This is a genomic window from Rhodococcus rhodochrous (assembly GCF_014854695.1).
Taxonomy (GTDB): Bacteria; Actinomycetota; Actinomycetes; order Mycobacteriales; family Mycobacteriaceae; genus Rhodococcus.
The window spans coordinates 3,619,379-3,633,649 of sequence record NZ_CP027557.1; the positions used below are offsets into that span (position 1 = coordinate 3,619,379).

At 67.6% G+C, this 14,271-nt stretch carries 11 protein-coding genes and 1 tRNA gene; 5 read left to right on the plus strand and 7 right to left on the minus strand.

What is annotated here, in order from left to right; translation table 11 throughout:
• Nucleotides 1-66: 66 nt before the first annotated feature.
• From ftsX to prfB, 5 genes are read right to left on the minus strand one after another with little or no spacing between them, the layout of a single operon-like run.
• Nucleotides 67-972, minus strand: a complete 906-nt coding sequence (ftsX, locus tag C6Y44_RS16850) for a permease-like cell division protein FtsX (protein ID WP_120279813.1) — start codon at nucleotides 970-972, stop codon at nucleotides 67-69.
• Nucleotides 973-1,021: 49 nt separating this feature from the next.
• On the minus strand, nucleotides 1,022-1,711 hold the full coding sequence (ftsE, locus tag C6Y44_RS16855; RefSeq protein ID WP_006550350.1) for a cell division ATP-binding protein FtsE: 690 nt from the start codon (nucleotides 1,709-1,711) through the stop codon (nucleotides 1,022-1,024).
• Nucleotides 1,712-1,766: 55 nt separating this feature from the next.
• Entirely contained in the window at nucleotides 1,767-2,273 is a 507-nt protein-coding gene (locus C6Y44_RS16860; RefSeq protein WP_159417915.1) for a hypothetical protein, read from the minus strand.
• On the minus strand, nucleotides 2,270-3,157 hold the full coding sequence (locus C6Y44_RS16865; protein WP_225623583.1) for a mechanosensitive ion channel family protein: 888 nt from the start codon (nucleotides 3,155-3,157) through the stop codon (nucleotides 2,270-2,272). The genes C6Y44_RS16860 and C6Y44_RS16865 overlap by 4 nt, the downstream gene beginning before the upstream one ends.
• Before the next feature lie 21 nt (nucleotides 3,158-3,178).
• A complete protein-coding gene (prfB, locus tag C6Y44_RS16870) occupies nucleotides 3,179-4,297 on the minus strand; it encodes a peptide chain release factor 2 (RefSeq protein ID WP_016693130.1) in 1,119 nt (372 codons plus the stop codon).
• A 145-nt stretch (nucleotides 4,298-4,442) separates the two neighbouring features.
• Here prfB and hisN point away from each other — a divergent pair, with 145 nt between their 5' ends.
• The 4 genes from hisN (at nucleotide 4,443) to C6Y44_RS16890 (ending at nucleotide 9,896) form a co-directional block, all read left to right on the plus strand.
• Nucleotides 4,443-5,228 carry a histidinol-phosphatase gene (gene hisN, locus C6Y44_RS16875; RefSeq protein ID WP_159417914.1) on the plus strand — a complete coding sequence of 262 codons (786 nt, stop codon included), beginning with the start codon at nucleotides 4,443-4,445 and terminating at the stop codon, nucleotides 5,226-5,228.
• Nucleotides 5,229-5,333: 105 nt separating this feature from the next.
• Entirely contained in the window at nucleotides 5,334-6,728 is a 1,395-nt protein-coding gene (locus tag C6Y44_RS16880; RefSeq protein ID WP_159417913.1) for an acyl-CoA dehydrogenase family protein, read from the plus strand.
• Nucleotides 6,729-6,756: 28 nt separating this feature from the next.
• Complete coding sequence (locus C6Y44_RS16885; RefSeq protein ID WP_159417912.1) at nucleotides 6,757-7,971, plus strand: acyl-CoA dehydrogenase family protein; 1,215 nt, start codon at nucleotides 6,757-6,759, stop codon at nucleotides 7,969-7,971.
• Between the two features lie 221 nt (nucleotides 7,972-8,192).
• A complete protein-coding gene (locus tag C6Y44_RS16890; protein ID WP_159417911.1) occupies nucleotides 8,193-9,896 on the plus strand; it encodes an acyl-CoA synthetase in 1,704 nt (567 codons plus the stop codon).
• Nucleotides 9,897-9,944: 48 nt separating this feature from the next.
• On the opposite strand, the gene C6Y44_RS16895 is transcribed toward C6Y44_RS16890, so the two are convergent.
• A tRNA-Met gene (locus tag C6Y44_RS16895) sits at nucleotides 9,945-10,021 on the minus strand.
• A 468-nt stretch (nucleotides 10,022-10,489) separates the two neighbouring features.
• Here C6Y44_RS16895 and C6Y44_RS16900 point away from each other — a divergent pair.
• Nucleotides 10,490-11,014, plus strand: a complete 525-nt coding sequence (locus C6Y44_RS16900) for a transglycosylase family protein (protein WP_120279820.1) — start codon at nucleotides 10,490-10,492, stop codon at nucleotides 11,012-11,014.
• A gap of 95 nt (nucleotides 11,015-11,109) precedes the next feature.
• On the opposite strand, the gene C6Y44_RS16905 is transcribed toward C6Y44_RS16900, so the two are convergent.
• Complete coding sequence (locus C6Y44_RS16905) at nucleotides 11,110-14,127, minus strand: UPF0182 family protein (RefSeq protein ID WP_174247011.1); 3,018 nt, start codon at nucleotides 14,125-14,127, stop codon at nucleotides 11,110-11,112.
• Nucleotides 14,128-14,271: the final 144 nt, after the last annotated feature.

A 14,271-nucleotide genomic window follows, 5' to 3' on the forward strand; every position in this document is an offset into this window, starting at 1 on the left:
CAGGCCTTTCCGGTCCACGATCGATCGAACAGAACACCGTCCAGCATAGGAACCTCGCACAACACCTTATTCACGCACGTACAGACGCAAGGTCACATACGAGGTGAGAGCGGCCATCCCCACACCCACGAGCACCAGGAACGGCGAGACGAGAAGGATGTCGCTGTCGGTGATGCGGGCGACGATGTTCGCGTCGTAGACCTCGGTGAGCATGTCGTCGACGAACATGCTCTTGGCGACGAACAGGCCGCCGATGGCGAGCGCGGCACCGACGATCGCGGCGATCACCGCTTCGAGGAGGAAGGGCAGCTGCGTGTACCAGCGGGTCGCGCCGACCAGGCGCATGATGCCGACCTCGGTGCGGCGGGTGAAGGCCGCGATCTGCACCATGTTGGCGATCAGCAGCACGGCCGCGATCGCCTGGATCGTAGCGATGGCGAACGCGCCGTTGCGGATGCCGCCGAGCACACCGAACAGGCGCTCGACGAGATCCTGCTGGTTCAGCACGCTGTCGACGCCGGGTCTGGTGCCGAAGTCGTCCTGGATCGCCGCGAAGCGATCCGGATCGGACATCTTGATCTTGAAGGAGGCCGGGAAGCTGTCGGCGCTCACGAGTTCGGCGAGTTCGGGCTGATCGGCGAAGACGCGTTCGGTGGCGTCGGCGACGGCATCGTCGCGGCTCAGGTACTGGACCGACACCACGTCGTCGGTGCCCTCGAGGTCGCTGCGCAGAGCGGAGCAGAGGTCCTGCTCGCACTCCGGATCGAGCGAGGAGATGTCCTCGGTCAGGAACACCTGCACCTCGACCCGGTCGAGGAAGATCCGTTCCGTCTTGCCCGCCATCTGGACCACGAGCAGACCCGCACCGAACAGCGCGAGGGAGATCGCCGTGGTGAGGATCATCGCGATGGTCATGGTGAGGTTGCGGCGCAGGCCGGTGGTGACCTCGCTGAACAGGAAGCTGGCACGCATCGGGTGGGAATCCTTCGGTTGCCTGGTGGGGATGCTCGGGTGACGGGATCTACCGGCCGACGCCGTAGACGCCGCGTGCCTCGTCGCGCACGACGCGTCCGAGATCGAGTTCGACGACCCGCCGCCGCATCGAGTCGACGATGTGGTGGTCGTGGGTCGCCATGAGCACCGTCGTGCCCGTGCGGTTGATGCGTTCGAGCAGCAGCATGATGTCCTGGCTGGTCTCGGGGTCGAGGTTGCCGGTAGGTTCGTCGGCCATCAGCACGAGCGGCCGGTTGACGAACGCGCGCGCGATCGCGACGCGCTGCTGTTCGCCGCCGGACAGTTCGGCGGGCAGCCGGTCGGCCTTGCCGGACAGTCCCACCAGGTCGAGAACCTCCGGCACCGTCCGTTCGATCACTCCGCGCGGCTTGCCGATCACTTCGAGAGCGAACGAGATGTTCTCGGCGACCGTCTTGCGCTGGAGCAGCCGGAAGTCTTGGAAGACGCACCCGAGATTCTGGCGCAGCTTCGGCACGCGCCGCGCCGGCAGCCGATTGACGTGGAAATCGGCCACGTGGATGTCGCCGGTGGTGGGCTTCTCCTCGCGCAGGAGCAACCGGAGGAAGGTCGACTTCCCGGATCCGGAGGGACCGATGAGAAAGACGAACTCGCCCTTCTCGACGTGCACCGAGACCCCTTCGAGTGCGGGGCGCGTGGACGTCTTGTAGGACTTGGACACATTCTCCAGCCGGATCACGTGGACATGCTAACCGTTACCGGACGGTGACCTATTGACCCGGCTCGTCGACGCTCTACGACGGCGGGGCGTCGGTGTCCTCGGTCACCGTCGGGTTCTGCTGGTCGTTCACCCCGGGGATCCGCGGCAGATCGAACGGGAACTGCCTGTTCGTCGTGGTGGGAATCCCCGTGGTCGGCACGTCCTGCTGCGGCACGACCCCCTGTTCCGAACCCGGCGCATCGGTCGACGGCGTGGGCCGGGAGAGCGACGAGGTCGTCGGCGGATAGGGCGTGTCGGTGGTCTCCGGCACGTACTTCTCCTCCGGGACCGTGGTCGCCGGCGGCACGTACGGCACGTACGGGGTCTCGGAGATGAGCACGGCGGTCGACGGTGCCGCGGGGGTGTCCTCGGGCTGGTTCAGGAACAGATAGGTCACCCACAGCGCGAGCCACAGGGTGCACAACGCGAAGGTCGTGGTCCTGATCCGCCCACCCAGCAGGTGCGACGGGATGCGCCTGCGGTGCGTCTGCTCCGGCTCGGTCGCCGCGCCTCCACCCGAGGCCCCTCCACCCGGTGTCACTGTGCCTCCACTCGATCGACCACGCTGGCGGTGTCGAGCTGGGGCGTGACGGTGATGCCCTGTTCACGCAGCGCTCGCGCGATCCGCGCACGCAGCAGACGGCCCACCTGGAACTGCTTGCCGGGCAGCGTGCGCGCGACCATGCGGACGCTGAGCTGATCCACCTCGAGGCTCTCGACACCCATCACGCTCGGTTCGTCGAGCAACAGCTCCCGCAGGCGGGGTTCCTGGTATGCGGCGACACCCAGTTCGCGCAGGATCTCGGTGACGTCGGCGATGTCGGCGGTCACCGGGATCGGCACGTCCACCACGGCGCGCGCCCAGTCCTTCGACAGGTTGACGGCCTTGTTGATCTGCCCGTTGGGGACGGTGATGACCTCGCCCGCCGTGCTGCGCACCCGGGTGACACGCAGTGTGACGTCCTCGACGGTGCCGACTGCGTCCTCGGACGCACCGGTCACGGAGATCTGCACCGTGTCGCCGAAGCCGTACTGGCGTTCGGTGATGATGAAGAACCCCGCAAGGATGTCCTGCACGATGCGCTGGGCACCGAAGCCGAGCGCCGCGCCGAGCACGGTCGCCGGCGCGACCAGGCTGCCGATGGGCAGCTGGAGATAGTCGAACACCTTCAGGGTGGCGACGATGTACACGAACGAGATCGCCATCCACGTGACCACCTGGGCGACCGAGTGGCGGTGCTTCGTCGCTTCGGACCGCACGAGGTCGTCGGACTGCGTGTAGCGCTCGTCGATGCGCCGCGTGATGCGGCTGCCGATCCAGGAGACGAACCGGGCGATGAGAACCGCGCCCAGGATCGTGAGTGCGATCAGCAGCCCGCTCGTCGACAACCAGTCGAGCAGTCTAGCTCCGGGAAGAAACGGCACAGGGCCCTCTCCTGTTTCCGATCACGACTTCTGCTCTTCCCGCATACGCCAGCGGATGCCCGATTCGAGGAATCCGTCGATGTCGCCGTCGAGCACCGCCGACGGGTTGTTGACCTCGTACTCGGTGCGCAGGTCCTTGACCATCTGGTACGGGTGCAGCACGTACGAGCGCATCTGGTTGCCCCACGAGCTGCCGCCGTCGCCCTTGAGCGCATCCATCTCGGCCCGCTCCTCCTGGCGCTTGCGCTCGAGGAGCTTGGCCTGCAGGACGCGCATGGCCGCGACCTTGTTCTGCAGCTGCGACTTCTCGTTCTGACAGGTGACGACGATGCCGGTCGGGATGTGTGTCAGGCGCACGGCGGAGTCGGTGGTGTTGACCGACTGGCCACCCGGGCCGGACGAACGGTAGACGTCGACGCGGACGTCGTTCTCGTCGACGTCGATGTGGTCGGTGGTCTCGACGACGGGCAGCACCTCGACCTCGGCGAAGGAGGTCTGGCGGCGTCCCTGGTTGTCGAAGGGGCTGATGCGCACGAGCCGGTGCGTGCCCATCTCGACCGACAGGGTGCCGTAGGTGTAGGGCGCTTTGACCGCGAAGGTGGCGGATTTGATGCCGGCCTCTTCGGCGTAGGAGGTGTCGTAGACCTCGACGCCGTAGCCGTGCTTGTCGGCCCAGCGGATGTACATGCGCATGAGCATCTCGGCCCAGTCGGCCGCGTCGACGCCACCGGCTCCTGCGCGGATGTTGACGAGTGCGTCGCGCTGGTCGTACTCGCCCGACAGCAGCGTGCGCACCTCCATCGCCTCGATGTCGGCGCGCAGGCTCTCACGTTCGGCGTCGGCGTCGGCCATGGCGGCGGTGCGGGCCTCGCCCTCCTCGCCCTCGGCGAGTTCGTACAGGACCGGCAGATCCTCGAGTCGCTGACGCAGACCCTCGACCCGGCGCAGCTCACCTTGTGCGTGCGACAGCTCGCTGGTGACCTTCTGGGCGTGCTCCTGGTCGTTCCACAGCTCGGGATCGGCGGCCTGGTGCTCGAGTTCGTCGATGCGCCGTCGCAGCTCCTCGACATCGAGGACCGACTCCACGGTGCGGAGGGTCGTGTCGAGCTCGGTCAGGGCTGCGGAAACATCGGGATGCACGATTCAACAGGTTACCGGAGCGACGAACGGGCCCGCCGTGGGCGGCGATCGACACGGGCAGGGCCCGAGCCGGGTCGAGCATCGCCGACCCCGGAGTGGACGGCAAGCTGCTCGGCCCCGAGCGACGGCGGCTAGCGTTTCCGTCATGACCACCGACTACACCGCCGACCTGGACCTCGCCCTCCGACTCGCCGACGCGTCCGACTCCATCACCCGCGACCGCTTCGGTGCGCTGGACCTGAAGGTGGACGACAAGCCGGACCTGAGCCCGGTCTCCGACGCCGACCTCGCCGTCGAGCGCACCATCCGCGAGATGCTCGGCGAGCAGCGACCGGACGATGCGGTGCTCGGTGAGGAGTTCGGTGGCGACGCGGTCTTCCGTGGACGGCAGTGGGTCGTCGATCCGATCGACGGCACGAAGAACTTCGTGCGCGGTGTGCCGGTCTGGGCGAGCCTGATCTCGCTCCTCGAGGACGGTGTGCCCGTCGTCGGTGTGGTCAGCGCCCCGGCACTGAACCGTCGGTGGTGGGCGGCTGCGGGAGGAGGGGCCTGGGTGTCGCACGACGGCGCCGAGCCCCGGCGTATCTCGGTGTCGCAGGTGACCGATCTCGCATCGGCGTCGCTGAGCTTCTCGAGCCTGAGCGGCTGGCAGGAGCGCGGCATCCGGGATCGGTTCGTCGCCCTGACCGACGACGTATGGCGGGTGCGCGCCTACGGCGACTTCTTCTCCTACTGCCTGCTCGCCGAGGGCACCCTCGAGATCGCGCTCGAACCTGAGGTGTCGCTGTGGGATCTGGCCGCCCTCGACGTAGTGGTGCGCGAGGCCGGTGGCCGGTTCACGAACCTCGAAGGCGCGGACGGCCCGCACGGCGGTAGCGCGGTCGCGACCAACGGCACGCTGCACGACGAGGTGCTCGGTCGGCTGAAGTGAGAGGTCGCGTGAGGGGGTCGCCCCGTGGAACTTACCGCGTAGTAGACACCGACCTTACTCGGAAGTAAGATCGGAGCCGTCCGCTGCCGCATCGAGAGACATCTGGTGATCATGAGCAAGCAAGACAGCGTGGCCCGCCACACGCCTCGCGACACGTCCGCCGTCGGCCTCAATCCGATCAAACGCGACGCCATGGGCGCTGCCATGCGCGTGCTCACCCGGATCACGGGCTCCGAACTGGCCGACCGGTACAAGTTCCGCGAGACGATCGACCGGATCACGTATCAGTCCACGAAGACGGGCTTCAAGACCCTCGGTGCCGCCACGCGCACCTTCAAGAAGGTGTCGGGCGGCGCGAGCGGCCCGCAGCGTCTCACCACCGCGAAGAACGCCGACTTCTTCGACCTCACCCCCACCGACGATCAGCAGATGATCACGGAGACGGTGCGTGAGTTCGCCGCCGAGATCCTGCGGCCCGCCGCGCACGACGCCGACGAGGCCGCCGCGGCCCCGGCCGATCTGCTCGCGCGCGCAGCCGAACTCGGCATCACCATGGTCAACGTGCCCGAGGCGTTCGACGGCGCCGCCGACGAGCGCGGCGTGGTCACCAACGTGCTGGTCGCCGAGGCTCTCGCACACGGCGACATGGGTCTGGCCCTGCCGATCCTCGCGCCGAGCGGTGTGGCCGCGGCGCTGACGCAGTGGGGCACCGAGGACCAGCAGAAGACCTACCTGCCGGCCTTCGCCGGCGACGACGTCCCCCAGGCGTCCGTCGTCATCGCCGAGCCGCGCGCCCTGTTCGATCCCTTCGCACTGCAGACCAAGGCGGTCCGCTCCCCCAGCGGTTACCGACTCAACGGCGTGAAGTCGTTCGTCCCGGCCGCGGGTAGCGCCGAACTCTTCGTCGTCGCAGCCGAACTCGACGGCAAGCCCTCCCTCTTCCTCGTCGAGGCGAAGAGCAAGGGCGTCGTCATCGAGGCCGATCCGGGGATGGGCCTGCGCGCCGCCGGACTGGGCCGCCTGCTGCTCGAGGACGTCGCGGTGCCGGAATCGGCGCGTCTCGGCGACGACGACGCCGACGTCCGCGCCGAGCAGTACGCCGACGCCGTGCGCCTGTCGCGCCTGGGATGGGCCGCTCTGGCGATGGGCACCGGTCAGGCCGTGCTCGACTACGTGGTCCCCTACGTCAACGAGCGCGAGGCGTTCGGCGAGCCCATCAGCCACCGGCAGGCGGTGGCGTTCATGGTGGCCGATATCAAGATCGAGCTCGACGGTCTGCGCCTGGTCACGCTGCGCGGCGCGTCGCGGGCCGAGCAGGGCCTGTCCTTCGCTCGCGAGGCGGCCCTGGCCCGCAAGCTCGCCACCGACAAGGGCATGCAGTTCGGCCTCGACGGTGTCCAGCTGCTCGGCGGCCACGGCTACACCAAGGAACACCCCGTCGAACGTTGGTACCGCGACCTGCGAGCAATCGGAGTCGCCGAGGGCGTCGTCCTCGTCTGATCGGCCCGACCCGAACAAGGAACCTGTGATGATCAATCTCGAACTTCCCCGGAAGCTCAAGGCTTCCGCGAACCAGGCCCATCAGGTCGCCGCGCAGATCTTCCGGCCGATCTCCCGCAAGTACGACCTCGCCGAGCACGCGTACCCCGTCGAACTCGACACCATGGCCGCGATGGTCGAGGGGCTCAACGACTCCGGTCAGGGCGCGGCGGGCGCCACGCTCGGCCGCGACAGCAAGGCCAAGCAGGACGGCCCCGCCGGAAATGCCAACGGCGGCAACATGGCCGGTCTCCTCAACGTCATCGAGACGTGCTGGGGCGACGTCGGCCTGACCCTGTCGATCCCCTACCAGGGCCTCGGCAACTCCGCGATCGCCGCGGTGGCCACCGACGAGCAGCTCGAGCGCTTCGGCAAGGTGTGGGCCTCGATGGCGATCACCGAGCCCGGCTTCGGATCCGACTCGGCGGCCGTGACGACCACGGCCGTGCTCGACGGCGACGAGTGGGTCCTCAACGGCGAGAAGATCTTCGTCACCGCCGGTGAGCGTTCCACGCACATCGTCGTGTGGGCGTCCGTCGACAGGTCGAAGGGCCGCGCCGCGATCAAGTCGTTCGTCGTGCCGCGCGAGGCTCCCGGGCTCTCGGTCGCCCGCCTCGAGAAGAAGCTCGGCATCAAGGCGTCCGACACCGCCGTGCTCGTGCTCGACAACTGCCGCATCCCGAAGGACAACATCCTCGGCTCTCCGGAGGTGAACACCGAGAAGGGGTTCGCGGGGGTCATGCAGACCTTCGACAACACGCGTCCGATCGTGGCCGGCATGGCCGTGGGTCTCGGTCGCGCGGTACTCGAGGAACTGCGCACGATCCTGAAGGAGGCGGGCGTCGAGGTCTCCTACGACGTCCCCGCCAACAACCAGCACGCCGCGGCCGCCGAGTTCCTGGCGCTCGAGGCCGACTGGGAGGCCGCCTACCTGCTCGCTCTGCGCGCGACGTGGATGGCCGACAACAAGAAGCCCAACTCCCTCGAGGCATCGGTGTCCAAGGCGAAGGCCGGCCGCACCGGCACCGCGGTCTCGCTCAAGGCCGTCGAACTCGCCGGCACCTACGGGTACTCGCAGCGGCCCCTGCTCGAGAAGTGGGCACGTGATTCCAAGATCCTCGACATCTTCGAGGGCACCCAGCAGATCCAGCAGCTCATCGTCGCTCGACGGGTGCTCGGAAAGTCGTCCTCCGAACTGAAATAACGCCCGGGGCATGGGGTCCGTCCGCCGGCCCCGAAGGGATGGGACCGGGGCCGGCGACGGTACCGGGCGTTTCGGAGGATCCATCGGGGGACGAGCCCTCGCCGCAGGCGCGGCGAGGGCTCTACCCGTTCCAGGAAGATCATCCGGAGAAGATTGCCTGGAATGTGAGCTACGTCACGGCTACTGTGTGTCCTGACGCCGACACACAACCAGGGGGACGGATGCTCGGTCAGGACATTCTCGGCAGGATCACGGGCGGGCGGATCACGCTCGACGACACGATCGGCCAGGTCAAGGACACCGTCGGATCACTCGCGGTACTCCATCGCTCCGGTCTGCTGCACTTCCCGCGCGTGGACCACAGCATCGGGACGATCATGGCGGCCAACAAGTACGGTCCCTTCGCCGGTGCCGTGCACGCGCAGGCCGAACGCGGTCTGGACGCCGTCGCACTGATCGACGAGGCCGGCGACGTCACCTACAAGGAACTCGAGGCCCGCTCCAACGCCCTCGTGCGTGCGTGGCAGCGCGCCGGGGTCGAACCGGGATCGGTCATGGGCATCATGGCCCGCAATCACCGCGGTCTCGTGCTGACGATGCTCGCCACCGCCAAGCTCGGCGTGCGGCTCGTCATGATGAACACCGGCTTCGCCCCGCGCCAACTCGTCGACGTCGCCGCGCGCGAACAGGTCTCGACGTTCGTCTTCGACAGCGAGTTCGCCGATGTCGCCGCCGCGCTCCCAGACGACGTGCGCCGGTACGTCTCCTGGGTGGACGACGAGGTCCCCGATATCCCGACACTGGAGCACTCGATCGAAGGCATGGACGGATCGTCCCTGCCCGCCCCGGAGGTCTTCGGTGGATTCGTGCTGCTCACCAGCGGCACCACCGGCACCCCGAAGGGGGCGCCGCGCGGCCGCACGTCGCCGTTCGCGTCGGCCCAGTTCCTCGATCGGGTTCCGCTGCGCCCCGGGCAGACGATGCTCATGGCCGCCCCCGCCTTCCACGGCACCGGCGTCTCACAGTTCGCGCTCGCCCTCGCGCTCGGTCAGACCGTGGTGATGATGCGGCGCTTCTCCCCCGTCGACACCCTGGGCCTCGTCGAGCAGCACGGAGCGAACGTGCTGGTCGTCGTCCCGACCATGCTGCAACGGATCCTCGACCTCGGACCGGAGAAGATCGCCGAGTACGACACCTCGAGCCTGAAGATCGTCTTCTCCGCGGGTTCGTCGCTCTCACCCGACGTGTGTCGCCGGACCACGGAGGCCTTCGGGCACGTGCTGTACAACCTGTACGGATCCACCGAATGCGCCGTCGCGACGGTTGCGACCCCCGACGACATCCGGCAGGCGCCCGGCACGGCCGGTCGTCCTCCCGTGACCTGCCGGGTGGTGCTGTTCGACGACGACGGCCACCGCATCACCGAACCTCACGTTTCCGGCCGCATCTTCGTCTCGAGCGGCCTGTCCTTCGCCGGCTACACCGACGGTCGCGACAAGGAACGCATCGACGGACTGCTGTCGATCGGCGACATCGGGCACTGGGACGAGAACGGCCTGCTCTTCGTCGACGGCCGCGACGACGACATGATCGTCTCCGGCGGCGAGAACGTCTATCCGCTCGAGGTCGAGAACCTGCTCGCCGAACGGAAGGACGTGCTCGACGCCGCCGTGGTGGGGGTCCCCGATTCACAGTTCGGGCAGCGACTGCGGGCCTTCGTGGTCCCCTCACCCGATTCCTCCCGCGACGCCGAGGACATCAAGGCGTTCGTGAAGGCGAATCTCGCCCGGTACAAGGTCCCGCGCGAAGTGGTCTTCCTCGACGAGCTGCCGCGCAATGCCACAGGGAAGCTGCTGCGCCGGGTGCTGGTGGAGATGGATGTTCCCGAGGATCCCGAGAAGGGGCGCACCGCCGCCCGCGGGTGACCCACGAACGAACGAAGGCCGGTCGTCCGAGACGACCGGCCTTCGTGGTGGTAGCGGGGACAGGATTTGAACCTGCGACCTCTGGGTTATGAGCCCAGCGAGCTACCGAGCTGCTCCACCCCGCGTTGCATGAACGAACCTACACGAGCGCGGAAACGGAATGCAAATCGCCTTGTCGGACGCGGATATTCCTCGACGACACCCGGAATCACCGCCCCTTCCGGGTGACCCGGTTCACATTTCCACCATGACTATCACCACATAACGGAGGTGTAACGATCTTGCATCGAACCCCGTTATCACTGCCCTGAACTGGGAAAATCCCGCGACGTCATCCCATCAGGTGGATAGGAGACTCTCTCGGCACAGGGGTGACGAGCCGCGACACGCTTTGTACTGTCGGTCCCGGCTCGAAACAGCCGAGCCACCACCGGCCCGTCGCCGCCAGTCTGCCCCGCGGGATCCGGTGCCTACGAAGACCCGAGGGGCAGGGACGCGACCGACATGGTCCCCGATCCGGACGGAGACATTCTCCGTCGGCCGAGATCGACGAGGGCCGTCGCGCTCCGCGAGCGCGGGAAGGACTCCACAGCATGACCAACTTCAGCACGCGTGCATTCCGCACTGCCGTCGTCACCGGTGCACTCGCCGCGGTTCCGTTCGCGCTCGCCACCGGCACCGCGTCCGCCGCCCAGCACAACTGGGACGGCGTCGCCCAGTGCGAGAGCGGTGGCAACTGGGCCATCAACACCGGCAACGGCTACTACGGTGGCCTGCAGTTCTCGCAGAGCACCTGGGAGGCCAACGGCGGCAGCGGCCGCGCGGACCAGGCCTCGAAGGCGGAGCAGATCCGCGTCGCCGAGAACGTCCTGCAGACGCAGGGTCCCGGTGCGTGGCCCGTCTGCGGTCAGTACCTGACCACCGAATCCGCGCCGGCTCCCGCCGCGCCCGAGGCTCCCGCGCCGGCTCCCGAGGCTCCGGCACCCGCGGCCCCGGCCGCCCCCGAGCTGCCGGCCGAGGTCGCCCAGGCCGTCGACACCGCCAACCAGCTCGCCCAGCAGTACGGCTTCGGCGCCGAGTTCGCGCAGATCGTCGACATCACGCTGGCCGGTCGCTGACGCAGACCGCCTCCAAGAACACGACGAAGGCCCGCGGTTCGCACCGCGGGCCTTCGTCGTGTCCGTTTCCGTTACCGGATCAGCCGCCGGTGGACTCAGCCGCCAGTGGATTCGTAGGCGTCGACGGCCTGCTGCACCCGCCGCAGCGCCCGACCGTAGGCTTCGAAATCGCCGCTGGTCTGCGCGTTGGCCAGCTCCGCAAGTGCCGAATCGAGCTCCGCGACCGCGGCATCGCGATTCGCGGGAGCGGTCGGCGCCGGCGAGGCGGGCTGCTGTTGCTGCTGATCGGAAGGCTGGTTCTGCTCCTCCGTGCCCTCGCCGATCGCCTCACCGCGGGTCTCGTCCTCGACCTCGGCGGTGGGCAACGCCTCGCCACCGGGAGCGGTGGCCGCGTCGCCGACACCGGGACCGAAGACCTGGTCGAGCGCACCGGCGAGAGTGGGCGCGTAACCGATCCGGACACCACCGCTGGCACCCGGCTCCCGGTAGCTGACGAGCACGCGCGACAGCTGCGGGAAGGTCGACGTGCTGCCCGCCGTCGCATTGCGCTCGGTGTACATCGGCTGGACGTACAGGATGCCGCCGTCCGCGATGGGCAGGGTGAGCAGGTTGCCGTACTGGATCCGGTTGGACCGTTCGAGCAGGGTCCGCTCCGAAGCCACTCGGGTGTCGGAGATCATCGCGTTCTGCGTCTGCTCCGGACCGAAGGTCTGTGTGTCCGTCGGTAGCTGCAGGATCGTGAACTTGCCGTAGTTCTCCGGATCGGATTCGACCGAGATGTACGCCGACAGGAACTGCCGGTTGTAACCCACCATCGCCGAGGTCAGACGGAACCGCGGATCCGCCGTCTCACGATCGCCCATCAGCAGGTAGTAAGGCGGCTGGTTCGCGCTGGTGTCGACCGTCGGATCGGCCGGCACCGACCAGAACGCGTTGTTGGTGAAGAACTCGCGTGGATCGTCGACGTGGTACTTGGCGAGCATCTCGCGCTGCACCTTGAACAGGTCCTCCGGGTAGCGGAAGTGCGCCCGCAGTTCGTCGGAGATCTGGTCCTGCGGGGTCACCGCGTCGGGGAAGACACCCATCCAGGCCTTCAGGACCGGGTCCTGATCGTCGACCTGGTAGAGCGTGACGGTGCCGTCGTAGGCATCGACCGTCGCCTTGACCGAGTTGCGGATGTACGAGACCTCCTTGCGGGGCAGCAACCGGCCGGTGTTCTGGTCGATGCTGTCCTCGACGAGGCCCTCGAGCGACGCGCGCTGCGCGTACGGGTAGTAGTCGAGCGTTGTGTACGCGTCGACGATCCACTTGATGCGGCCGTCGATCGCGGCCGGGTAGGCGTCGCCGTCGGCCGTCAGCCACGGCGCGACCTTCGTCACGCGCTCACGCGGGTCGCGGTTGAACAGGATCTTCGAGTCGCTGCCGATGGCGCTCGAGAACAGGATGTTGCGTTCGCCGTACTTCGCGGCGAAGGCGAGCCGGTTGAACCAGTTGCCGATGTCGACGCCGCCCGAGCCGGTGTAGGTGTACTTCTCGGTGTCGGTGTCGTACTCGCGCGGCCCGGACGAGTCGGCGCTGTTGCCGACGATCGCGTAGTCCGGATCGGCCTCGGCGATGACCTCGCCGTAGTAGATGCGGGGCTGCTCGACGGGGATGACCTGGTTCTCCGCGGCGAGCGACGCCAGGTCGCTGACGAAGTAGACGGGATAGCCGCTGTTGCTGTTGGCGGCCTCCTCCGCCGACGCACTCGCGGCGGCGTTCACACGGTTGGCGGGCGCCGCGACGAGACCGTTGCCGTGCGTGTACACGGTGTGGCGGTTGATCCAGTCGGTCTGGTTACCGGTCAGGCTCGTCGGCGAGAGCTCACGCGCCGCGACGATGTAGTCCTCCATACGACCGTCGAGCTCGTACCGGTCGATGTCGAGCGACTCGGGGTAGCCGTAGAAGTTCTTCAGCTGCGTCTGCTGCGTGAACGTGCGGGGAAGCACGTTCGGGTCGAGCAGGCGGGCATTCGCGATCGTGGTGATGTCGGCCGGGATGTTCTCGGGCGAGGTGGTACCCACGCCCGGGTAGTCCTCGTACGCCACCTTGTCGTCGGTGATGCCGTACGCCTCGCGGGTCGCGGCGATGTTGCGCTCGATGTACTCGCTCTCCTTGTCGGCAGCGTTCGGGCGCACCGAGAACTGCTCGACCATGAGCGGGTACACCGCACCCACGAGGATCGACGACAGCACGAGCAGCGCCGTCGCGAGCGCGGGGATCCGCAGGTCGCGCAGGAAGATCGCCGCGAAGAACGCGATCGCGCAGATGACGGCGATCGCGAGCAGGATGAGCTTGGCCGGCAACACCGCGTTGATGTCGGTGAAGCCACCACCGGTGAAGGTGGGTTCCTTGCGGCTGCTCCACAGCAGTTCGTACCGATCGAGCCAGTAGGCGAACGCCTTGAACGCGACGAACAGGCCCGCGAGGACCGCCAGCTGCACACGCGAGGCCGTCGACATGCTTCCACCGCGACCGGCGAGACGGATGCCGCCGAAGATGTAGTGGGTGACGAGGTTCGCGATGAAACCGAGCACGATCGCGACGAAGAACCAGTTGAGCACGAAGCGGTAGAACGGCAGGTCGAAGGCGTAGAAGCCCACGTCGAGACCGAACTGCGGATCGGTGGTGCCGAAGTCGCCGCCGTTGAAGAACATCTGCACGGTGACCCAGCCGGCCTGGGCGACCAGACCGGAGAGCACACCGAGCACGACCGGGATGCCGATCCCGAAGGCGCGCATGCGCGTCATCACGGTGGTGCGGTAGCGCGCCACCGGATCGTTGGGTCCGGTGGTCGGCACGAAGACCGGGCGCGACCGGTAGGCGAGCAGCATCGCCAGCCAGACGACACCGCCGATGAACAACCCGACCACCAGGAACAGTGCGATCCGGGTCAGGAGAACCTTGACGTATACGTCCCGGAAGTCGACCTCGCCGAACCAGAGCCAGTTGGTGTAGGTGTCCACCAACCGTGGTCCGAGCAGCAGCAGCACTGCGGCCACCACTGCCAGGATCAGCAGAACTCTGCTCCGCTTCGACAATGTAGGTACTCCGGTCGGGGGCCTCATGCCCACGTGCCACGCTCCCAACTCGTCCGGCGGCGCGATCGCACCGCATCTGTACATCTCGCGCTCGACGAACGCGTACGAACGCGCCTCGTTGTCACGGAGTGACCGTTTCGCCCCACTCTACGGAATCCTCCTACCGGGGGTCGTACG